Here is a 23059-nt window from a genome sequence, read left to right on the forward strand (position 1 = left end):
CTGTTTTTCCGTTACTCTGCCGGCCTGGATATCACTTTTTGTTAGGGCGAATCACAGGTGCTGCTTTATCCAGTACGCCGTTGACGAACTTATGACTGTCTTCTGCGCCGAACGATTTCGCCAGTTCGATCGCTTCGTTAATGGCCACTTTGTACGGCACATCGCTACGTTTAGACAGCTCGTACAGCGCAATGCGCAGTACTGCTTTTTCTACCTGGCCCAGTTCTTCCAGCAGGCGGGACAGGTATGGCTTCATCAGTCCGTCGAGGTATGCGGTGTTAGTCGCCACCCCGGCCAGCAGCTCACGGAAGTACAGGACGTCAACGTCTTTTACATCCTGTTCAGCCAGGAACTGGTATTCAACATCAGCGATGTCGTTCTGGGACAACTGCCAGGAGTAGAGCGCCTGGACGGCACACTCACGAGCGCGGCGACGAGCAGCAGGTTTCACGGATTTCCCCTTACTAATTTCAGGCCTTGATGGCTTTCAATACATTAATCATTTCAAGCGCGGTCAGTGCAGCTTCTGCACCTTTGTTACCAGCTTTGGTGCCAGCACGTTCGATCGCTTGTTCAATGCTTTCAGTGGTCAGAACCCCAAAAGCAACCGGAATTTCGCTGTCCTGGGCAACATGCGCCAGGCCGTTGCTTGCACCACCAGCGACATATTCAAAGTGGGCAGTGCCACCACGAATAACCGTACCCAGCGCAATCACCGCGTCGTATTTACCGGTTTTAGCCAGTGCACCCGCCGCCAGCGGCAGCTCATAGGCACCAGGCACCCAAACAACGGTAATGTTTTCATCTTTTACCTGACCGATACGTTTCAGTGCGTCAATTGCACCTTCCAGCAGGCTGTCATTGATAAAGTTGTTGAAACGCGCGATGGTGATGGCGACGCGAGCGTCCGGGGTAGCAACGTTAGCTTCAATAATGTTCATTTTCTTCCTTCGGGTTCGAGTATGGCCCCGCAGGGGGGCGGATTTTAGCATAATATTTCGTGCGCTGCTTCCCTTTCGAGCCGGGAGATCATGCACCCACTAAATGCAGGCAAATATCCGGGCCTACATGACGTATCTCTTTGAATTTCAATTGGGGGGCGTCGGCTAATTTCTCAAGCCCTGGCAGCGTACATAATCCGCGGGCGTCGCTGCCTAATAGTTTAGGTGCGATATAGACAATCAGCTCATCGACTAAACCCGCCTGTAGCAATGCACCAGCGAGCGTTGGGCCCGCTTCCACCCAGATACTGTTAATCTGTTGCTTGCCGAGTTGCATCATCAGCACAACCAGATCCAGATGACCTTTATGCTCTGGAATCTGCAAGGTACGTACCGTTTCCGGCCACTCACGAGAATCTTCCTGCGTACGCGCGAACCAGGTTTCGCCCGGCTGCTGCACAATGCGGTGTTCCGGCGTCACGCGATTTTGGCTATCAATCACAATACGTACCGGCTGGCGGAGATTTTGTTGCGGATAGAGCGCCTGAGTTTGTTCATCCAGCTCGGACCAACGCACCGTTAAAGCCGGATCGTCCGCCAGGACTGTGGCGCTACTGGTTAAAATGGCATGACTTTGCGCACGCAGACGTTGTACATCGCGTCGCGCCTGAGGCGAAGTGATCCACTGGCTTTCACCGCTCGCCATCGCCGTACGGCCATCTAGCGACGCGCCAAGTTTCAACTGTATATAAGGAAAGCCGGTGCGCATGCGCTTGAGGAAACCTTTATTCAATTGCTCGGCTTCATTCATCATCAGTCCGTGGCTGACGTCAATGCCAGCCTGTTGCAAACGGTAAAGTCCACGCCCAGCGACCTGCGGATTGGGGTCTTGCATTGCGGCAACCACGCGCGCTACGCCAGCAGCAATTAATGCGTCGCAACACGGTGGCGTACGACCATGATGACTACAGGGTTCGAGTGTCACATACGCCGTTGCGCCAGTGGCTTTTTCACCTGCCATACGCAACGCGTGTACCTCGGCATGCGGTTCGCCCGCGCGGTGATGGTAACCTTCACCGACAATTTCGCCATCTTTCACAATGACGCACCCGACATTCGGGTTAGGGTGAGTGGTGAAGCGTCCTCGTTGCGCCAGCTTTAGCGCCCGCGCCATGTATAACTCGTCCTGCACGGTTTAATCCTCCAGGCGCGCAATCTCTTCGCCAAATTCTTTGATATCTTCGAAACTGCGATAGACAGAGGCAAAACGGATATAGGCGACTTTATCGAGCTTTTTCAATTGCTCCATCACCAGATTGCCAATCATTTTACTCGGCACTTCGCGCTCACCGGTGGCACGGAGTTGCGATTTAATATGGTTGATCGCCATTTCGACGTCATCGGAACTCACCGGACGTTTTTCCAGCGCCCGCAGCATTCCGCTACGCAATTTTTCTTCATTAAACGGTTCGCGCACGTCGTTGCTTTTCACGACACGCGGCATAACCAGTTCCGCCACTTCAAAAGTAGTGAAACGTTCATTACACACCAGACACTGCCGACGGCGGCGTACGGAAGAGCCCTCGCTCACGAGACGAGAGTCAATTACCTTAGTGTCCACGGCGAAACAGAATGGGCAATGCATACGGCGTCCTGACCAGGTGGTTAATAGAAATCTATTTTACCCTGAACTGACGATACAACAAAGGCGCAACGCTTTTGAGATAAAGGATCGATGCTTTCACCGCTTTAAGCCTCTACCATTAGACTTATTGAGACGAGAAAGGGACGACCTATGAATATTAAAGTATGTTTTCGACTACTCCTGCTGGGAAGCCTGTTCAGCCTGAGCGCCTGCGTACAGCAAAGCGAAGTGCGCCAGATGAAACACAGCGTCAACACGTTGAATAAAGAGATGACTCAGCTCAACAAAGAAACCGTCAAAATCACTCAGCAAAATACGCTGAACGCAAAATCCAGCAGTGGGGTTTACCTGTTGCCTGGTGCAAATACACCGGCACGGCTGGAAAGCCAAATTGGCACTTTACGTATGTCACTGGTGAATATTACGCAAAATGCAGATGGCACCGCTCTGACGTTACGGATTCAGGGCGAGTCTAATGATCCCTTACCCGCTTTCAGCGGAACCGTTGAATATGGACAAATTCAGGGAACAACTGACAATTTTCAGGAAGTCAATGTGCAGAATCAATTGATTAACGCACCTGCCAGCGTCCTCGCTCCGAGCGATGTTGACATTCCGTTACAGCTAAATGGCATTTCAACAGACCAGTTAGGTTTTGTTCGCATCCACGACATTCAACCTGTTATGCAGTAAACGTTTTGCGGGGCGTTTTGTGCGTCCCGCAACATCTTCCTCCTTCATTTTGTTACTCTGCTTACATCACCCAGATTGATAGTAAAAGTTTGCAACAAGGGTGAAAGTCAGTACAATTCCCGCCCGAATATGTGTATTCGTGAACGCAATCGATTACGTAAATGATAGAACTGTGAAATACAACATATTTTTGTGAGCAATGATTTTTATAATAGGCTCCTCTGTATAGGAAATATTTAGAAACGCAATTTGCGCCTTTTTCACTCCCGCAAGGGATTTTCAAACAGTGGCATACATATGAAAAAAACATTACTGGCAGCCGGTGCGGTACTGGCGCTCTCTTCGTCTTTTACTGTCAACGCAGCTGAAAACGATAAACCTCAGTACCTTTCCGACTGGTGGCACCAGAGCGTTAACGTAGTTGGTAGCTATCACACTCGTTTCGGACCGCAGATCCGTAACGATACCTACCTGGAGTATGAAGCATTCGCTAAAAAAGACTGGTTCGACTTCTATGGTTACGCGGATGCGCCGGTATTCTTCGGCGGTAACTCCGATGCCAAAGGTATCTGGAACCACGGTTCTCCGCTGTTTATGGAAATCGAACCGCGTTTCTCCATCGATAAGCTGACCAATACTGATCTTAGCTTTGGTCCGTTCAAAGAGTGGTACTTCGCGAACAACTACATTTACGACATGGGTCGTAACAAAGATGGTCGCCAGAGCACCTGGTACATGGGTCTGGGTACTGACATCGACACTGGCCTGCCGATGAGCCTGTCCATGAACGTCTATGCGAAATATCAGTGGCAGAACTACGGCGCAGCGAACGAAAACGAGTGGGACGGTTACCGTTTCAAAATTAAATACTTTGTGCCGATTACCGATCTGTGGGGCGGTCAGCTGAGCTACATCGGTTTCACCAACTTCGACTGGGGTTCCGATCTGGGTGATGACAGCGGTAACGCAATGAATGGTATTAAGACGCGTACCAATAACTCCATCGCTTCCAGCCATATTCTGGCACTGAACTACGATCACTGGCACTACTCTGTCGTTGCACGTTACTGGCACGACGGTGGTCAGTGGAACGACGATGCAGAGCTGAACTTCGGCAACGGCAACTTCAACGTTCGCTCTACCGGCTGGGGTGGTTACCTGGTGGTAGGTTACAACTTCTGATTATGAAAATGCCGGGATTTATTCCCGGCATTTCAGATTGTTGACAACGTGAGCTTTGTTCATGCAGGATGCGGCGTAAACGCCTTATCGGACCTACAAAAGCACGCAAATTCAATACATTGCTGAGATTACGTAGGCCTGATAAGCATAGCGCATCAGGCAATTTTGCGTATTTATCACTTCTTCTTATTCATCATTGCTTTTAAATCAGCGAATGGGTTGTACTTCGCTTCACCGACATCTTTCTGCGCATCTTCCCCTGCGATAACGGTCGTACCATACTGATCCGCTTCGGTATATTTCGAATGCTCATGATCGTGACAATACAGACACAACAATTCCCAATTACTACCATCTTCCGGGTTATTGGTATGGTCGTGATCGATATGGTGCACAGTTAGCTCACGCAGGTTGGAATAGACAAACTCGCGAGAACAGCGACCGCAGACCCACGGATAGATTTTTAATGCTTTTTCGCGATAACCGCTTTCTAACCGTGCATAGTTTTTTGGGATGATAGCCATAAAAAGTTACCTGGATAAAATGTAGGGTTACGCGCAGTTTCCCAAGATGTGGGGATTTTCGCAATCACCATACATCAAAAAAAATCCCGGTCTACTGACCGGGATTTTCAACATCAGCTGAAACTTGATTACGGCAGAATTGACGGCTGGTCCGCCCCTTCTTTTTCCACTTTCTGTTGCAGCATATGCTCGCGCTTCATACCTAGTTTCAGAGCCAGCGCAGATGCAACATAGATGGAAGACGCGGTACCAATGGTTACACCAATCAGCATGGTCAGCGAGAAGCCTTCCAGCACCGGGCCACCGAAGAGATACAGCATCAGGATAACCATCAAGGTAGTACCGGATGTGATCAAAGTACGGTGCAGCGTCTGGGTCAGCGACACGTTAAAGATTTCGTAAGGCGTACCGCGACGGATTTTGCGGAAGTTTTCACGAATACGGTCCGATACCACGATACTGTCGTTAAGCGAGTAACCGATAACCGACATCAACGATGCCACAATGGTCAGGTCAATCTCGATATGGAATAACGACAAAATACCCAGCGTAATGATAACGTCGTGCGCCAGCGCGATTACTACCCCTGCTGCCAGTCGCCACTCAAAGCGGAAACCAACGTACACAAGGATAGACAGCAGTGCCGCCATCAGCGCCATCGCACCGGTTTGCGCAAGGTCTGCCCCCACGCTCGGGCCGACGAACTCAATACGCTTCACCGCCGCGTTCTGATTGGTAGCTTCGTTAATCACCTTCAGAACTTTGCTGCCCAGCACCTGGCCACCGGTTTCGCCTTCAGCAGGCGGCATGCGGACCATGATGTCGTGGCTGCTACCGAAGTTTTGCAGCATCGGCTCTTCAAACCCTGCCTTCTGCAATGCATCACGCATCACATCGATTTCAGCCGGTTTTTCGAGCGTAATTTCAATAACCGTACCACCGGTGAAATCCAGCCCCCAGTTAAAGCCGCGCACGCCCATAATGACGATCGCAGCGATTAACAGCAGACCAGATATGCCGAAAGCCCAGTAGTCCCAGCGCATAAAGTCATAGACTTTACGGCCGTGGTTTAGTTGTTCAACAGTATATTCCTGTGCCACATCGCACTCCTCAGATTGACAGCTTCTTGACGCGCTTGCCGCCATATAGCAGGTTTACGATGGCACGCGTACCGACAATCGCGGTAAACATCGACGTCGCCACACCGATACCGGTAGTAATCGCGAACCCTTTAATTGCCCCGGTACCCACTGCGTACAGGATGATGACTTTAATCAGCGTGGTGATGTTCGCATCGAAGATGGAACTGAACGCGCCACGATAACCTTCATCAATTGCCTGCTGCACAGTACGTCCGTTGCTTAACTCTTCTTTAATACGTTCGTTGATCAGTACGTTCGCATCGACCGCTACCGCAAGGGTTAAGACGATACCCGCGATCCCCGGCATACTCAGCGTCGCGCCAGGCAACAGCGACATAATGCCGACAATTAAGATCAAGTTCGCAATCAGAGCACTGGTCGCAATCAGACCAAACTTCTTATAGAAGAGGATCATGAACAGAATAGAAACCAGCAGACCGGCGAGACATGCCTCCAGCCCCTGTTCAATGTTCTGCATACCCAGGGTCGGACCAATGGTACGTTCTTCAACAATCTGAATCGGTGCAATCAACGCACCGGCACGCAGCAGCAGCGACAACTGACGCGCTTCGTTCGGGTTGTTGATACCAGTGATACGGAAGCTGTTACCCAGACGAGACTGGATATTCGCGATGTTAATCACCTCTTCCTGTTTCACCAGAACCGCACGACCATTAGCATCTTTCTTACCGCTGTCTTTGTACTCCACAAACAGGGTCGCCATCGGTTTGCCGATGTTGTCCTTAGTGAAGTTCGACATGATGTTACCACCTGCGCTGTCGAGCGAGATGTTAACCTGCGGCTGGTTATATTCGTCCTGGCTGGAAGTAGAGTCGGTGATATGGTCACCGGTCAGAATTACGCGTTTGTACAGCACAACCGGCTGACCTTCGCGGGTCTGTTTCACTTCAGAGTCGCCCGGTACACGGCCAGATGCGGCAGCGGCCTGGTCAATGTTGGTGTTTACCAGACGGAACTCCAGCGTCGCGGTCGCGCCAAGAATCTCTTTCGCGCGAGCGGTATCCTGAATACCTGGCAGCTCAACGACAATGCGGTCTGCGCCCTGACGTTGTACTACAGGCTCCGCCACACCAAGCTGGTTTACACGGTTACGCAGGATGTTAATGTTCTGCTGCACCGCATATTCACGCGCTTCACTGAGACGCGCATCGCTCATGACCGCGCGCAGCTGGTTGCTGCCCTGGCTGCTAATCACCAGGTCCGGATGACGCTTGCTCAGATACGCAATGGCTTCATCACGGGCGTTGCCATCGCGGAAAGTGATGCTCAGACCGTAATTATTTTCTTTACGAACAGTGGTATACGGGATGCCTTTTTCACGCAGGTCGCTGCGCAGGCTATCGATATTTTGTTCCTGGAGTTTGCCAAGCGCAGTGTCCATATCCACTTCCATCAGGAAGTGAACGCCGCCACGCAAGTCAAGACCGAGCTTCATCGGCTCGGCGTGAATAGCTGCCAGCCAGCGCGGCGTGGCCGGGGCAAGGTTAAGCGCCACGACATATTTGTCACCCAGAATGCCCATTAATGCTTCACGAGCGCGTAGCTGGGTGTCAGTGGAGTCGAAGCGCGCAAGAATAGCGCCCTCTTCCAGTGCCACAGACTTAGCAGTTATTTTTTCTTCTTGTAACGTTTTCTGGACCTGGATCAGCGTTTGCTCACTGGCGGCGACTCCGCGCGCACCAGTGATCTGAACAGCCGGATCCTCACCAAACAGGTTGGGAAGCGCATACAGCAGACCGATGACAATCACCACGATCAGCATGACGTACTTCCACAAAGGATAACGGTTTAACACGGCAATTCCCTTAGGGAAAAATTTTAATTACAGCGCCTTCATGGTGCCTTTCGGCAGAACGGCGGCTACGAAGTCACGTTTAATAACTACTTCAGTGGTGTCATTCAGCGCGATAGCAATGTAGCCGTTTTCTGCTACTTTGGTTACGCGACCGACCAGGCCACCGTTCGTCAGCACTTCATCACCTTTCGCGATGGAGTCCATCAGCTTTTTGTGTTCTTTGGTGCGCTTCTGCTGTGGGCGCAGGATCATGAAATAGAAAATCAGACCGAATACCACCAGCATCAAAATCAAAGACATCGGGCTACCTTGTGCCGGAGCACCCGTTGCCGCTACCGCATCAGAAATAAAAAAGCTCATTAAATTTCCCTCATTATTAATATTAATCAACGTTCAAAGGTGGTACTTCTCGCCCCTGACGCTGGTAAAAATCAGCTACGAAGCTCTCTAATTTACCCTCTTCAATAGCCTTGCGTAAACCCGCCATCAAACGCTGGTAATAACGAAGGTTATGAATGGTGTTGAGTCGCGCGCCTAATATTTCGTTGCAACGGTCGAGATGATGCAAGTAGGCACGTGAATAATTGCGACAAGTGTAGCAATCACACTCAGGATCGAGCGGCCCCGTGTCGCTCTTATACTTCGCATTGCGGATTTTCACCACGCCATCGGTCACGAACAAATGACCATTTCGGGCATTGCGGGTTGGCATTACGCAGTCAAACATATCGATACCGCGACGCACGCCTTCAACCAGGTCTTCCGGTTTACCAACGCCCATCAGGTAACGCGGTTTGTCTGCCGGAATTTGCGGACACACATGCTCCAGGATACGGTGCATATCTGCTTTCGGCTCACCCACTGCCAGACCGCCGACAGCGTAGCCATCAAAACCGATATCTACCAGACCTTTAACAGAGATATCACGTAAATCTTCGTAAACGCTGCCCTGAATGATACCAAAGAGCGCATTTTTGTTGCCGAGGCTGTCAAAACGCTCGCGGCTACGCTTCGCCCAACGCAGCGACATCTCCATAGAGCGCTTCGCGTAATCCCAGTCAGCAGGATACGGCGTACACTCGTCAAAAATCATGACGATGTCTGAGCCAAGATCGTATTGAATCTCCATCGATTTTTCAGGATCGAGGAAAATCGGGTCGCCGTTGATGGGGTTACGGAAGTGCACGCCCTGTTCGGTGATTTTACGGATATCGCCGAGACTGAAGACCTGGAAGCCGCCGGAGTCGGTAAGGATCGGGCCTTTCCACTGCATGAAATCGTGCAGATCGCCATGCAGTTTCATGATTTCCTGACCCGGGCGCAGCCACAGGTGGAAAGTGTTACCGAGGATAATTTGCGCGCCAGTGGCTTCAACTTCTTCCGGCGTCATCCCTTTTACGGTGCCGTAGGTGCCAACAGGCATAAAACAAGGCGTTTCCACTACGCCACGATCGAAGACCAGGCGGCCACGGCGTGCGCGACCGTCGGTGGTGTCCAGTTCAAATTTCATTTTTTCTCCACTACGTCAGAAAAACAGTCCAACGTTTAAACCAGCGCCGCGGAATTACTCCCCGACGCGCTCATTAATTGCCTGCGGATTGTACGTGATAAACATCGCATCGCCGTAACTAAAAAAGCGATATTTCTCTTCTACCGCCGCTTTATAGGCGTTCATAGTGTGTTGATAACCGGCAAATGCTGAAACCAGCATAATCAGCGTTGACTCCGGCAGGTGGAAGTTAGTCACCAGCGCATCGACCACTTTGTACTGGAAGCCGGGATAGATAAAGATTTGTGTATCATCGAAAAACGGTTCAATCAGATCGTTTTTCGCCGCCTGGGCCGCGCTCTCAAGCGAGCGAACAGAGGTGGTGCCAACCGCAATCACCCGGTTACCACGTGCTTTAGCAGCCAGCACTGCGTCAACCACATCCTGCGGCACTTCAGCGTATTCTGAGTGCATGATGTGGTCTTCAATGGTGTCGACGCGTACCGGCTGGAACGTACCTGCGCCTACGTGCAGGGTCACGAACGCCATCTCCACGCCTTTGGCGCGCAATTTTTCAAGCAAAGGTTCGTCAAAATGCAGCCCAGCAGTCGGGGCCGCTACTGCGCCCGGTTTTTCGCTATAAACCGTTTGATAAAGTTCGCGGTCTGCATCTTCGTCCGGACGGTCGATATACGGCGGCAGTGGCATATGGCCGATGCTGTTAAGAATATCCAGCACCGAACGCTCATCATTAAATTCGACTTCAAACAGCGCGCCGTGACGAGCGGTCATTGTTGCTTTGATGCTTTCGTCATCGCCCAGCAGCAATTCAGCGCCCGGTTTTGGTGCTTTCGAGGCGCGAATATGCGCGAGAATGCGTTTGTCGTCGAGCATCCGCTCAACCAGCACTTCAATTTTACCGCCGCTGGCTTTACGCCCAAACAGACGCGCCGGGATCACGCGGGTATTGTTAAAAACCAGAAGATCGCCGGGGTTGAGCTTATCGAGTAAATCGGTGAAAGTACCGTGCGTCAGCGCGCCCGTCGGCCCGTCCAGCGACAGTAAACGACAGCTACTGCGTTCAGGCATTGGATAGTGGGCAATCAGGGATTCGGGCAATTCAAAGGAGAAATCGGTAACGCGCATGACACTGACTCAGACTAAAATAAGAGGCGGGTAGTCTAGTGCCGGGGCGCTCTCCCTGCAACCTTTACCCCCCTTTGGATAGAATATAATCGATGAATTTTTTAGCTCACCTGCATTTAGCTCACCTGGCGGAAAGCTCGCTTTCCGGCAACTTACTGGCTGATTTTGTTCGCGGAAATCCTGACGAAAGTTTTCCGCCCGACGTGGTCGCAGGTATTCATATGCATCGGCGAATCGACGTATTAACCGACAATCTGCCGGAAGTCCGCGAAGCGCGGGAGTGGTTTCGCACCGAAACGCGCCGTGTCGCGCCTATTACGCTGGATGTCATGTGGGATCACTTTCTTTCCCGACACTGGTCGCAGCTGTCGCCGGACTTTCCGCTACAGGAATTTGTCTGTTATGCCCGCGAGCAAGTGATCACTATTCTACCGGACTCACCGCCGCGCTTTATCAATCTGAATAACTACTTGTGGTCAGAGCAATGGCTGGTGCGCTATCGCGATATGGATTTCATCCAGAGCGTGTTAAACGGTATGGCAAGCCGTCGCCCACGTCTGGATGCTCTGCGTGACTCCTGGTACGATTTAGACGCCCATTACGACGCCCTTGAAACCCGCTTCTGGCAGTTTTATCCGCGGATGATGGCGCAGGCTTCACGCAAGGTGTTGTAAGGTATTAATTCATCCACACCGTGGCTGATATCGCGGGCAACGTCAGGATCCCATCTACCCGTTGTCCGTTCCCTTCTTTGCATTGCCATTGCGCGACATTAAGCAACGGCGACGCGGGTAGCACGACTTCACACGCTTCACCACGGTTAATTGCCACCAGCACACGCTGCTGATTGAGCACACGCACAAATACCACCACGTTATCTTCGGCATACAGCACCTGACAGCCCCCACGACGCAATGCCAGACTCTTCTTACGCAGCGCAATCATTCGCTGGTACAGCGCGAATAGCTCCGTATCTTGTTTTTCCGGGTCCCAGGGAAAAGGTTTACGACAAAACGGATCGTTTTTGCCGTCCACGCCCACTTCATCGCCGTAATAAATACACGGCACACCAGGCCAGGTAAACAGCCAGACGACCGCCAGTGGCAGACGCGCAACATCCCGCCCGAGTAACGTTTTAAATCGCGCAGTATCGTGGCTATCGAGCTGGTTAAACATACGCAGTTGCTGTTGGTGAGAAAGCCCCGCACGATAATTGTCCATCCAGGTCATACAGATTTGAGCATCAATCTGCTGCGGATCGTAAGAGACGTCGGTATTAGCGAGAAAGCCCCACAGCGGAAAAGTAAAGCCGCGATAGTTCATTGATGCATCTTCCACATCGGCCTGTAGCCATTGCCGCGCATCGCCAAAATATTCACCGACAATGTACGCTTCCGGCTGAGTTTCTTTCGCCGCCTCAGTGATACCGGCGACATGCTGCAAATTATTGCGCGCGCCGCCCGCTTCCCCCAGCATATGCACCACGTCCAGCCGCCAGCCATCCATATTCCACGGCGCTTTCAGCCAGTGACGAACAATGCTGTCTTCACCGCGATATATTTCATTCACCAGACTTTCCGACTGATAATCCAATTTTGGCAGGCTGGCATAGCCCAACCAGTCGAGCGCCGTACCGTCATCGCGAAACGAGTACCAGTCGCGCCAGGGCGATTCGGGGTTATGACAAGCGCCGCCCGTCCCGCGATTGTGCCTGTCAAACCAGGCATGAGAATCGCCACTGTGGTTAAACACGCCGTCCAGCATCAGCCGCATCCCTTGCTGCTGCGTGTTATGTCTTAAACGCAGCAACGCCCCGTCGCCGCCAAACTGCGGATCGACGTGGCGATAATCTTCAGTATCGTATTTATGCACGCTGGGCGCTTTAAACACCGGGTTAAGATACAGCGCCGTCACGCCGAGTTTTTTCAGGTACGGCAGTTTTTCGCTTATCCCGTCCAGATCGCCGCCATAGAACGTTGATCCGCCCGCCTGTGCCGTGACTGGTTCATCCCAGTCACGCAATATGATTTCCTGCCCGGCAGCGTGATGATAATAGACATGATCCTGATCGGCATTACGAGGCAGACTGCGGGCAAAACGATCCGGGAAGATCTGATAAAAAATCTGATCTGCCGCCCATTGTGGTCCGATATCCGGCACATCAACGGCAAACTGTTCCAGCCGTGCTGGCGGTATTGGGCTGAAACCTTGCGGCGTAAACCAACGCTGGCGATCGTGCCACAGCAATTTGAAACTGTAGCGCCGCCGTGGTTGCCCGGTAACGAGAGAGAGCGCTCCCCGCCACGCCGTCACGCCAGGCTGCGGCTGGCTGCGCTGTTTATGCATCGGTACTGATATTTCTTCGTTATCGTTTTCCATGCGCAACATAATGCGCTGTGGCGGCTCTTCGCCCGTCAGCCACAGTGTAATAAGCAGTTGATCTTTGCTTTGCTTAACAAACGGGGACACCGGCAGGTGCCATGCATTTAACATCATAATTCCCCTGCGATTAAAATGTGTTCACCTTGCCATAGCCTAATGCAGGATCAATCATCATCTGAAGGATATTTGGGGGAGGAGGACGGGGGCGGATACTTTTCGGAATAGCCGGATCAGGTTTTGCTCCTGATCCGGCGACAAAAGGCAGGAATTAGTGGTTTTCTGCCAACTGACGATCGTGGCGGCGTTTAAACATCCAGCCAATCAACAGCACCACAATCCACGCAAAACCAACATACAGAGAGATGCGCGTTTCAGGGTGATAACCAATCAGCCCGATGATAAAGACCAGGAAAATCAGCCCCGCGATGGTTGTTGCCACCCCGCCAGGAACTTTAAATTTCAGCGCTTTAACTTCTTCTGGCGGTAGACGGCGACGGAAGGCAATCTGCGACAGCAGGATCATAATCCACACCCACACGGTGGCGAAGGTCGCCAGCGAGGCGATCACCAGGAAGACGTTTTCCGGCATGATGTAGTTCAGATACACCGCAAACAGCAGCGCAGTGGTCATTACCAGCACCGTGACCCACGGAATACCGCGACGCGACGTTTTGCTAAAGATTTTCGGCGCGCTACCCTGCTCTGCCATGCCGTGCAGCATACGGCCTACGCCAAACACGTCGCTGTTAATTGCCGACAACGAGGCTGTCAGCACAACGAAGTTAAGAATGCTGGCGGCAAAGGTAATCCCCAAATGCTGGAACGTCAGCACGAACGGGCTACCAGCAGTACCTACCTGATTCCACGGATAGATAGACATAATGACGAACAGCGTACCAACATAGAACACCAGAATACGCATCGGCACTGAGTTAATCGCGCGCGGAATAGACTTCTCCGGCTCTTTCGCTTCACCGGCGGTAATACCAATAATTTCAATACCACCGTAGGCAAACATCACCATTTGCAACGACATCACCATGCCAAGCCAGCCGTTACTGAAGAAGCCACCGTTGCTCCACAGGTTATGGATACCGGTCGGTTGCCCGCCGTTGCCAATCCCCCAAATGATGATGCCGAAACCGGCAACGATCATGATGATAATGGTGGCAACTTTAAAGAACGAGAACCAGAACTCCAGCTCGCCAAACACTTTCACGCTCATCAGGTTAATGGCGCAGATGATCAACACCACGCTCAGTACCCAAATCCAGTGCGGCACCGTCGGGAACCAGACGCCCATATAGATACCGAAAGCGGTCACATCGGCGATGGCGACAATCAGGATTTCAAAGCAGTAGGTCCAGCCGGTGATATAACCTGCCAGCGGGCCAAGGTTTTCCTGCGCGTAACGCGAGAAAGAGCTGGCGGCCGGGTTATGTACCGACATTTCCCCCAGCGCACGCATAATGATATACGCGGCGACACCACCGATAATATAGGCCAACAACACGCTCGGTCCGGCCATTTTGATGGCGTCTGCCGAACCGTAAAACAACCCGGTGCCAATTGCTGAACCCAGTGCCATAAAGCGTATGTGTCGGGTACTTAGCCCACGCTTTAGCTTGTTCTTACTTTCCATCAATTCCTAACCCATCAACACAATAAAAAACCACGGGGCATCGCAGCCCCGTGGTTAAAACAAATGTTCAGTGATTTAGTGAGCGCTGGAGGTCACCTGACGACCTGCCGCGCGATCCCAGATAATGGCCAGAACCACCATCACCACTGTTGGCATTAACCACGCCAGACCTTGTTCGGCCAGCGGTAAACGCTGCGCCCAGGACGGTAAGATATCGCTGAATGCAGATGCTTTGATCCCGTCGAGAATACCAAAAAGCAGGCTGATAAACATCGGCGGAGCAATCACGCGGGACGAATTATGCCACCATGAGCGTGTAAAACTTAATACAACCAGTGCGATGCACGGCGGATAAATAGCGGTCAGCACCGGTACGGAGATCTGGATCAGCTGGCTTAAGCCGAGGTTAGAAACCACCATCGAGAAGCCGCCGAGGATAAACACCAGCGTACGATAAGAGAGCGGTACGTACTGGGCAAAGAATTCTGCACAAGCACAGGTCAAGCCAACTGCCGTTACCAGGCAGGCGATGAAGATTAACGCCGCCAGCAGGAAGCTACCGCCGCCGCCAAAGGTGTGCTGAACGTAAGCATGCAGAATAGCAGCGCCGTTTGCAGACTGATCGACCAGCGACGCGCTGTCTGAACCCAGACGGAACAGCGCCAGGTACAGCAGAGTCAGACCAACACCCGCCATCAGGCCAGCCCAGACGGTATAACGGGTCAGCAGACGCGCTTCGGTAACGCCACGAGAACGCGCCGCGTTAACAATAACGATGCCAAACACCATCGCGCCCAGCGTATCCATTGTCAGATAGCCGTTGACGAAGCCGTTAGAAAACGCAGCGTTTTGATAAGCCTCAGTCGCCGAGCTAATCGAACCCGCAGGCCAGACAATTGCCGCAACAGACAGGATGACCAGCGCGATAATTTTCAGCGGCGCAAGGAAGTTGCCCACGGTATCCAGCAGCTTGCCCGGATAGAGCGAAACCAGAATAACGATAGCGAAATAGACCAGGCTGTAGATAAACAGCGGCAGTGCAGAGTCACCCGTCAGCGGCGCAATGCCCACTTCAAAGGAGACGGTTGCCGTACGCGGTGTTGCAAACAGTGGCCCTACCGCCAGGTAGCAGACCGTTGCCAGCAGCACGCCTGCAACTTTACCGATTGGTGTGCTCAGACTGTCAACGCCGCCGCCAACTTTTGCCAGCGCCACTACCGTTAATACCGGCAGACCAACGGCAGTAATGAGGAAGCCGAATGCCGCAGTCCAGACGTGTTCGCCTGCCTGCAAACCGACCATAGGAGGGAAAATAATGTTACCTGCGCCAACGAACAACGCAAATGTCATAAAGCCCAGAGCGATGATATCGCGCGATCTTAACTGATGGGTCATAAATCATACTGCCTGTGGATGTGGTGTTGTAACGTTAAATTTTTGTGCCAATCCCTGGGGATGATACAGCGGTATTTTTAAACAATTTTAGCGGGAAACACTCCCGACCAGACGCGGCGAAGAATAGTTTTTCGATTTACCGCTTGAATGCAGTCAGTATGACAGCATCTGATGCGCAATTTAAACGCTTATAACGTTTTAAAGCAAGGAGGGATCTAAAAACCAGAGGGATATAGCGATAAGAAATCACCAACCAGTATAAAACACTATTACCGTGAAAAAGACATGGCTAATCATGCGAACAAAAAATCAGCAGACGTTGTAAAATTCAGCGCCGTTTTTGTGACTGCAAAGAAAAAAAGCCAGCATCGGCTGGCTTATGGCAACAAAAAATGACAAAGGCGGATTAATCACTGTTTTTGGCAATTAAACGTTCCGGCAGAACAAAACTGAAACGCGTGCCTTTACCCACCGTACTTTCAATATTGAGCCGACTTTCGTGATGATTAACCGCATGCTTCACGATCGCTAACCCCAACCCGCTACCGCCGGTTTGTCGGGAACGCGCTTTATCAACGCGATAAAAACGCTCGGTCAGGCGCGGGATATGCTCCGGAGCGATGCCTGGCCCATTATCTTCAACGCTAAGCTCAGCACCGTGCGGCACTCGCTGCCAGCGCACCGTGATATGTGTGCCTTCCGGCGTATGATTCACCGCGTTATAGACCAGATTCGAAATCGCACTGCGTAGCTGGTCTTCACTGCCAGACACTTTGAGGTTGTTATCTATCTCAAAGGTAATTGTCTGTTTTTGCTGGCTCAGCGTCTGGGCTTCCCGTTCAACAACGCGTAGCATCATCGGCACATCAACCTTCTCATTCAGCAACTGCGTCGGCGCGGCTTCAATTTTCGACAATGTCAGCAACTGCTTCACCAGCCCTTCCATCCGCTGAGTCTGCTCACGCATGGTGTGCAACGCTTTTTCGCGTACCGCGCCTTCGAGCGGCTGCTCATGCATCATCTCCAGATAGCCCTGTAACACCGTCAATGGCGTGCGTAACTCATGGCTTACGTTGGCAAAAAAGTTGCGCCGCGCCCCTTCCAGTTGATGCATTTGCGTGACATCTCGCGCCACCATCAGCAACTGTTTATGGGTATAAGGCATGACGCGAATTTCCAGATGCCGCCCGGTGTTGAGCACCAGATTGAGCGGGCGAGAAAAATCACGCGTTTTCAGATATTGCGTAAACTCCGGGTAACGCAGCAGGTTAAGGATGTTCTGCCCGTTATCTTCCGGCCAGCGCAGACCAAGAATTTGTTGCGCCAGACCGTTACACCAGAAAATACCACCCTCTTCCGTGGTCAGTACCACCGCATCGGGCAGTGACTCTGCCCCGCTACGAAAGCGTTTAATAAGATTGCCCAGTTCGCGGCGGCGTTTTTTATTACGCAGCTGCATCTGGTGCAAGCCGTACAGCAGCGGTTCCCAGCTACCACGCCCCGGTGGCGGGGTCATACTGCGATCCACCCACAGCCACCATGAAAGGCGCAATAAATTCCAGAAATGCCAGATAAGCAGCCCCGTTACCGATGCCAGCAAAAACCAGGGCAGGTAACCAAAAAATGCACCCAGGATGAAAGCCGGGAGGCAGCAAAGTAACAGCTCCAGCACCAGCCTTTTCCACGACAGCCGTTCCAGCACGTAAGATACTCCAGTTAAGAAATCATAAGCCTTGCTCTGCGTCCGACGAGCAAGGCGTTAAAAGCGGGTTGAAAAACGATATCCTGTGCCGCGCACCGTCTGCACCATGCGGTCATGCCCGCCGGGCTCCAGTGCTTTACGCAGGCGGCGAATGTGGACATCGACCGTACGATCTTCCACATACACGTTGGTTCCCCAGACGTGGTTTAACAGCTGCTCGCGGCTGTACACGCGCTCAGGATGCGTCATAAAAAAGTGCAGCAGTTTAAATTCTGTCGGCCCCATCTCCAGCGGCTCTTCACCCGCCATCACCCGGTGAGATGTCGGGTCCAGACTTAGTCCCTGCATCTCAATCACCTCTTCCACCGCCATTGGCGAAATACGGCGCATTACCGCTTTGATTCGCGCCACCAGCTCCTTCGGGGAAAACGGCTTGGTGATATAGTCATCCGCGCCAGTTTCAAGGCCGCGCACGCGATCTTCTTCTTCCCCTCTGGCGGTCAACATCACCACTGGAATATCCCGGGTCATCGACTCGCGCTTGAGGTGTTTGATGAACTGGATACCGGAGCCGCCGGGTAACATCCAGTCGAGAAGAATTAAATCCGGCCAGGGTTCATTCAGTTGATTCACAGCACTGTCATAATCTTCCGCTTCGACCGGCTGAAAGCCATTTTGCTCGAGCACGAAGCAGACCATTTCACGAATTGGAGCTTCATCTTCTACGACCAGAATACGTCTCGCCATGATTTGCCCTGTTGTAATAAATAGATTGCGATCGTTAATGCGACGTCATTATGCGTCAGATTTATGACAGATTTATGAAAAACACGTCGCACATCCCTTCAGGTTATTGATTTCCGTGGTGCAGAAAAAAGCAAATAACATACTTGTTTGGGTATAATCGCGGCCATGCTTTTTCGCCAGGGAATCGTTATGCGCATCCTTCACACCTCAGACTGGCATCTCGGCCAGAACTTCTACAGTAAAAGCCGCGAAGCCGAACATCAGGCTTTTCTTGACTGGCTGCTGGAGACAGCACAAACCCATCAGGTGGATGCGATTATTGTTGCCGGTGATGTTTTCGATACCGGCTCGCCGCCCAGTTACGCCCGCACTTTATATAACCGTTTTGTTGTCAATTTACAGCAAACGGGCTGTCATCTGGTGGTACTGGCAGGAAACCATGACTCGGTAGCCACGCTGAATGAATCGCGCGATATCATGGCGTTCCTCAATACTACCGTGGTCGCCAGCGCCGGACATGCCGCACAAATCTTGCCACGTCGCGACGGGACGCCAGGTGCGGTGCTATGCCCGATTCCTTTTTTACGCCCACGTGACATTATTACCAGCCAGGCGGGGCTTAACGGTATTGAAAAACAACAGCATTTGCTGACAGCAATCACCGACTATTACCAACAACACTATGCCGATGCCTGCAAACTGCGCGGCGATCAGCCTCTACCCATCATCGCCACGGGGCATTTAACGACCGTTGGCGCCAGTAAAAGTGACGCCGTGCGTGACATTTATATTGGCACGCTGGACGCCTTCCCGGCACAAAACTTTCCGCCAGCCGACTACATCGCGCTCGGACATATTCACCGCGCACAGATTATTGGCGGCATGGAACACGTTCGCTATTGCGGCTCTCCCATCCCACTGAGTTTTGATGAATGCGGCAAAAGTAAATATGTCCATCTGGTGACATTTTCAAACGGCAAATTAGAGAGCGTGGAAAACCTGAACGTGCCGATAACGCAACCAATGGCGGTACTAAAAGGCGATCTGGCGTCGATTACCGAACAGCTGGAACAGTGGCGCGATGTATCACAGGAGCCACCTGTCTGGCTGGATATCGAAATCACTACTGATGAGTATCTGCATGATATTCAGCGCAAAATCCAGGCATTAACCGAATCACTGCCTGTCGAAGTATTGCTGGTACGCCGCAGTCGTGAACAGCGCGAGCGTGTGTTAGCCAGCCAACAGCGTGAAACCCTTAGCGAACTTAGCGTCGAAGAAGTTTTTAATCGCCGTCTGGCACTGGAAGAACTGGATGAATCGCAGCAGCAACGTCTGCAACATCTTTTCGCCACGACGTTACAGACCCTCGCCGGAGAACACGAAGCATGAAAATTCTCAGCCTGCGCCTGAAAAACCTGAACTCATTAAAAGGCGAATGGAAGATTGATTTCACCCGCGAGCCGTTCGCCAGCAACGGGCTGTTTGCCATTACCGGCCCAACCGGTGCGGGGAAAACCACCCTGCTGGACGCCATTTGTCTGGCGCTGTATCACGAAACTCCGCGCCTCTCTAACGTTTCACAATCGCAAAATGATCTCATGACCCGCGATACCGCCGAATGTCTGGCAGAGGTGGAGTTTGAAGTGAAAGGTGAAGCGTATCGCGCGTTCTGGAGCCAGAATCGGGCGCGTAACCAGCCAGACGGTAATTTGCAGGTGCCGCGCGTAGAGCTGGCACGCTGCACAGACGGTAAAATCCTCGCCGATAAAGTGAAAGATAAGCTGGAACTGACGGCAACGTTAACCGGGCTTGATTACGGACGTTTCACCCGTTCGATGCTGCTTTCACAGGGGCAATTTGCCGCCTTCCTGAATGCCAAACCAAAAGAACGCGCGGAATTGCTCGAGGAGTTAACCGGCACCGAAATCTACGGGCAAATCTCGGCGATGGTTTTTGAACAGCATAAATCGGCCCGCACTGAGCTGGAGAAACTGCAAGCGCAGGCCAGCGGTGTTGCGTTATTAGCGCCAGAACAGCTGCAATCGCTTACAGAAAGTTTGCAGGTACTCACTGACGAAGAAAAACAGTTACTCGCCGCGCAGCAGCAAGAACAACAATCACTTAACTGGTTAACGCGAAAGGATGAATTGCAGCAGGAGGCCAGTCGCCATCAGCAGGTACTGCAACAGACGTTAGCCGAGGAAGAAAAAGCACAACCGCAACTGGCGGCGCTCGGTCTGGCGCAACCCGCACGAAATCTTCGTCCGCACTGGGAACGCATCGCAGAACACAGCGCGGCGCTGGCGCATACTCGCCAGCAGATTGAAGAAGTAAATACTCGCTTACAGAGCACAATGGCGCTTCGCGCGAGCATTCGCCACCACGCGGCGAAGCAGTCAGCAGAATTACAGCAGCAGCAACAAAGCCTGAATACCTGGTTACAGGAACACGACCGTTTCCGTCTGTGGAACAACGAACTGGCTGGATGGCGCGCACAATTTGCCCAACAGGCCAGCGATCGCGAGCATCTGCGGCAATGGCAACAGCAGTTAACCCATGCAGAGCAAAAACTTAATGCGCTTCCGGCGCTCTCTTTGGCATTAACTGCCGATGAAGTTGCCACCGCCCAGGCGCAGCAAGCAGAACAACGCCCGCTCCGCCAGCGCCTGATTGCACTGCATGGGCAGATAGTCCCTCAGCAAAAAAGGCTGGCGCAGCTACAAGCCACTATTCAGAGCATTACGCTGGAACAAACGCAACGTAACGCTGCGCTGACAGAAATGCGCCAACGTTATAAAGAAATGACGCAGCAGCTTGCCGATGTCAAAACCATTTGCGAGCAGGAAGCACGTATTAAAACGCTGGAAGCCCAGCGCGCGCAGTTACAGGCGGGTCAGCCGTGTCCGCTTTGTGGTTCCACCAGCCACCCGGCGGTCGAGGCGTATCAGGCGCTGGAACCGGGCGTTAATCAGGCCCGGTTCTTAACGCTGGAAAATGAAGTGAAAAAGCTCGGCGAAGAAGGCGCAGCGCTGCGAGGACAACTGGATGCATTAACAAAGCAGCTTCTGCGCGATGAGAACGAAGCGCAAAGCCTCCGACAAGATGAGCAAGCACTTACTCAAGAATGGCGTGAACTAACGGCCAGTCTCAATATCACCTTACAGCCACAGGACGATATTCAACCGTGGCTTGCCGCCCAGGAAGAGCACGAAAAACAACTGCAATTACTCAGTCAGCGTCATGAATTGCAGGGGCAAATTGCCGCGCATAATCAGCAAATTTTTCAGTATCAACAACAGATTGAACAACGCCATAAGCAACTCTCTGCGGCGTTAGCCAGTTACTCGCTGGCATTGCCACAGGAAGATGAAGAAGAGAGCTGGTTGTCGGCGCGCCAGCAAGAAGCCCTGAGCTGGCAGCTACGCCAGAACGAATTAACCGAGTTGCAAAGCCGTATTCAGCAGTTGACGCCAATTCTGGAAACGCTGCCGCAAAGTGATGAACTACCGCATAGCGAAGAAGCCGTGACGCTGGAAAACTGGCGACAAGTTCACGAACAATGCCTCGCGTTGCAAAGCCAGTGGCAAACCTTACAGCAACAGGAAGTTCTGGCAGCACAAAGTCTGCAAAAAGTTCAGGCGCAGTTTGACACCGCGCTACAGGACAGCATTTTTGACGATCAGCAGGCATTTCTTGCGGCGTTAATGGATGAACAGACGCTAACGCAGCTGGAACAGCTGAAACAGAATCTGGAAAACCAGCGTCGTCAGGCACAAGCGCTGGCAACTCAGGCGGCAGAAACACTGGCACAACATCAGCAGCAACAGCCTGGCGGACTGGATCTCACGTTGGCTGCGGAACAGATTCAGCAGGCGTTAGCACAAACTAACCAAAAATTACGTGAAAATACCACTCGCCAGGGGGAAATTCGCCAGCAGCTGAAGCAGGATGCAGACAACCGTCAGCAACAACAAACCTTAATGCAGCAAATTGCACAGACGACGCAGCAGGTCGAGGACTGGGGGTATCTTAATTCGCTGATTGGCTCCAAAGAGGGAGATAAATTCCGTAAGTTCGCTCAGGGGCTGACGCTGGACAATCTGGTCCATCTGGCTAACCAGCAACTTACCCGGCTGCACGGGCGCTATCTGTTACAGCGTAAAGCCAGCGAGGCGCTGGAGGTCGAGGTTGTCGATACCTGGCAGGCAGATGCAGTGCGCGATACCCGTACCCTTTCCGGCGGCGAAAGTTTCCTCGTGAGCCTGGCACTGGCACTGGCGCTTTCGGATCTGGTCAGCCATAAAACGCGTATTGACTCGCTGTTCCTCGATGAAGGTTTCGGCACGCTGGATAGCGAAACGCTGGATACCGCCCTTGATGCACTGGATGCTCTGAACGCCAGTGGTAAAACCATCGGGGTGATTAGCCATGTTGAAGCAATGAAAGAGCGTATTCCGGTGCAAATCAAAGTGAAAAAGATCAACGGTCTGGGCTACAGCAAACTGGAAAGCGCGTTTGCGGTGAAATGACTATTCAGCAGGATAATGAATACAGAGGGGCGAATTATCTCTTGGCCTCGCTGGTCGTTATCCTGCAAGCTATCACTTTAT

The 23059-nt window shown here is 52.2% G+C and carries 20 protein-coding genes; 5 read left to right on the forward strand and 15 right to left on the reverse strand.

Going from position 1 to position 23059, the window contains the following annotated elements; all coding sequences use genetic code 11:
* Positions 1-31: 31 nt before the first annotated feature.
* The 4 genes from nusB to nrdR all read right to left on the reverse strand — a co-directional run bounded on the left by nusB (position 32) and on the right by nrdR (position 2586).
* A complete protein-coding gene (nusB, locus tag D9742_RS17930; RefSeq protein WP_000801125.1) occupies positions 32-451 on the reverse strand; it encodes a transcription antitermination factor NusB in 420 nt (139 codons plus the stop codon).
* A 19-nt stretch (positions 452-470) separates the two neighbouring features.
* The gene (gene ribE / locus D9742_RS17935) at positions 471-941 is read right to left on the reverse strand and encodes a 6,7-dimethyl-8-ribityllumazine synthase (RefSeq protein ID WP_001021161.1); all 471 of its coding nucleotides are present in this window, start codon (positions 939-941) and stop codon (positions 471-473) included.
* An 88-nt stretch (positions 942-1029) separates the two neighbouring features.
* Positions 1030-2133 (reverse strand): bifunctional diaminohydroxyphosphoribosylaminopyrimidine deaminase/5-amino-6-(5-phosphoribosylamino)uracil reductase RibD, encoded by a 1104-nt coding sequence (gene ribD, locus D9742_RS17940; protein ID WP_130237757.1) that lies wholly within the window; start codon positions 2131-2133, stop codon positions 1030-1032.
* 3 nt (positions 2134-2136) lie between these two features.
* Positions 2137-2586 (reverse strand): transcriptional regulator NrdR, encoded by a 450-nt coding sequence (gene nrdR / locus D9742_RS17945; protein WP_064527125.1) that lies wholly within the window; start codon positions 2584-2586, stop codon positions 2137-2139.
* A gap of 150 nt (positions 2587-2736) precedes the next feature.
* On the opposite strand from nrdR, the gene D9742_RS17950 reads away from it, so the two are divergent.
* Together D9742_RS17950 and tsx are read left to right on the forward strand one after the other, a co-directional pair.
* Positions 2737-3279: a DUF3251 domain-containing protein gene (locus D9742_RS17950; protein WP_130237758.1), complete on the forward strand. Its 543-nt coding sequence runs from the start codon at positions 2737-2739 to the stop codon at positions 3277-3279.
* A gap of 297 nt (positions 3280-3576) precedes the next feature.
* Complete coding sequence (gene tsx, locus D9742_RS17955) at positions 3577-4461, forward strand: nucleoside-specific channel-forming protein Tsx (protein ID WP_064527121.1); 885 nt, start codon at positions 3577-3579, stop codon at positions 4459-4461.
* Between the two features lie 176 nt (positions 4462-4637).
* Here tsx and yajD read toward each other — a convergent pair whose 3' ends face one another.
* From yajD to queA, 6 genes are all read right to left on the reverse strand, one after another.
* Positions 4638-4985, reverse strand: coding sequence for an HNH nuclease YajD (yajD, locus tag D9742_RS17960; protein ID WP_000974813.1), 348 nt, complete (start codon positions 4983-4985; stop codon positions 4638-4640).
* Between the two features lie 128 nt (positions 4986-5113).
* Positions 5114-6085: a protein translocase subunit SecF gene (gene secF, locus D9742_RS17965; protein ID WP_130206230.1), complete on the reverse strand. Its 972-nt coding sequence runs from the start codon at positions 6083-6085 to the stop codon at positions 5114-5116.
* Positions 6086-6095: 10 nt separating this feature from the next.
* Positions 6096-7943 carry a protein translocase subunit SecD gene (secD, locus tag D9742_RS17970; RefSeq protein ID WP_130237759.1) on the reverse strand — a complete coding sequence of 616 codons (1848 nt, stop codon included), beginning with the start codon at positions 7941-7943 and terminating at the stop codon, positions 6096-6098.
* Positions 7944-7970: 27 nt separating this feature from the next.
* Positions 7971-8303: a preprotein translocase subunit YajC gene (yajC, locus tag D9742_RS17975; RefSeq protein ID WP_000007629.1), complete on the reverse strand. Its 333-nt coding sequence runs from the start codon at positions 8301-8303 to the stop codon at positions 7971-7973.
* Positions 8304-8325: 22 nt separating this feature from the next.
* The gene (gene tgt, locus D9742_RS17980) at positions 8326-9453 is read right to left on the reverse strand and encodes a tRNA guanosine(34) transglycosylase Tgt (RefSeq protein WP_000667317.1); all 1128 of its coding nucleotides are present in this window, start codon (positions 9451-9453) and stop codon (positions 8326-8328) included.
* Between the two features lie 54 nt (positions 9454-9507).
* Positions 9508-10578, reverse strand: coding sequence for a tRNA preQ1(34) S-adenosylmethionine ribosyltransferase-isomerase QueA (gene queA, locus D9742_RS17985; protein ID WP_130206226.1), 1071 nt, complete (start codon positions 10576-10578; stop codon positions 9508-9510).
* Between the two features lie 92 nt (positions 10579-10670).
* Here queA and acpH point away from each other — a divergent pair, with 92 nt between their 5' ends.
* Positions 10671-11252: an ACP phosphodiesterase gene (acpH, locus tag D9742_RS17990; protein ID WP_130237760.1), complete on the forward strand. Its 582-nt coding sequence runs from the start codon at positions 10671-10673 to the stop codon at positions 11250-11252.
* Positions 11253-11256: 4 nt separating this feature from the next.
* On the opposite strand, the gene malZ is transcribed toward acpH, so the two are convergent.
* The 5 genes from malZ to phoB all read right to left on the reverse strand — a co-directional run bounded on the left by malZ (position 11257) and on the right by phoB (position 18446).
* Positions 11257-13074 (reverse strand): maltodextrin glucosidase, encoded by a 1818-nt coding sequence (malZ, locus tag D9742_RS17995; RefSeq protein WP_130237761.1) that lies wholly within the window; start codon positions 13072-13074, stop codon positions 11257-11259.
* 154 nt (positions 13075-13228) lie between these two features.
* On the reverse strand, positions 13229-14602 hold the full coding sequence (gene proY, locus D9742_RS18000) for a proline-specific permease ProY (RefSeq protein ID WP_130237762.1): 1374 nt from the start codon (positions 14600-14602) through the stop codon (positions 13229-13231).
* Positions 14603-14677: 75 nt separating this feature from the next.
* Complete coding sequence (gene brnQ / locus D9742_RS18005) at positions 14678-15997, reverse strand: branched-chain amino acid transporter carrier protein BrnQ (protein ID WP_130237763.1); 1320 nt, start codon at positions 15995-15997, stop codon at positions 14678-14680.
* A 406-nt stretch (positions 15998-16403) separates the two neighbouring features.
* The gene (gene phoR / locus D9742_RS18010) at positions 16404-17699 is read right to left on the reverse strand and encodes a phosphate regulon sensor histidine kinase PhoR (RefSeq protein WP_130237764.1); all 1296 of its coding nucleotides are present in this window, start codon (positions 17697-17699) and stop codon (positions 16404-16406) included.
* 57 nt (positions 17700-17756) lie between these two features.
* Positions 17757-18446 carry a phosphate response regulator transcription factor PhoB gene (gene phoB / locus D9742_RS18015; RefSeq protein WP_000113933.1) on the reverse strand — a complete coding sequence of 230 codons (690 nt, stop codon included), beginning with the start codon at positions 18444-18446 and terminating at the stop codon, positions 17757-17759.
* A gap of 189 nt (positions 18447-18635) precedes the next feature.
* On the opposite strand from phoB, the gene sbcD reads away from it, so the two are divergent.
* A complete protein-coding gene (gene sbcD / locus D9742_RS18020) occupies positions 18636-19838 on the forward strand; it encodes an exonuclease subunit SbcD (protein ID WP_130237765.1) in 1203 nt (400 codons plus the stop codon).
* On the forward strand, positions 19835-22978 hold the full coding sequence (gene sbcC / locus D9742_RS18025) for an exonuclease subunit SbcC (protein ID WP_130237766.1): 3144 nt from the start codon (positions 19835-19837) through the stop codon (positions 22976-22978). The genes sbcD and sbcC overlap by 4 nt, the downstream gene beginning before the upstream one ends.
* The last annotated feature ends 81 nt before the right edge of the window (positions 22979-23059 follow it).

The sequence above is a fragment of the Escherichia sp. E1V33 genome (assembly GCF_004211955.1).
GTDB lineage: Bacteria > Pseudomonadota > Gammaproteobacteria > Enterobacterales > Enterobacteriaceae > Escherichia.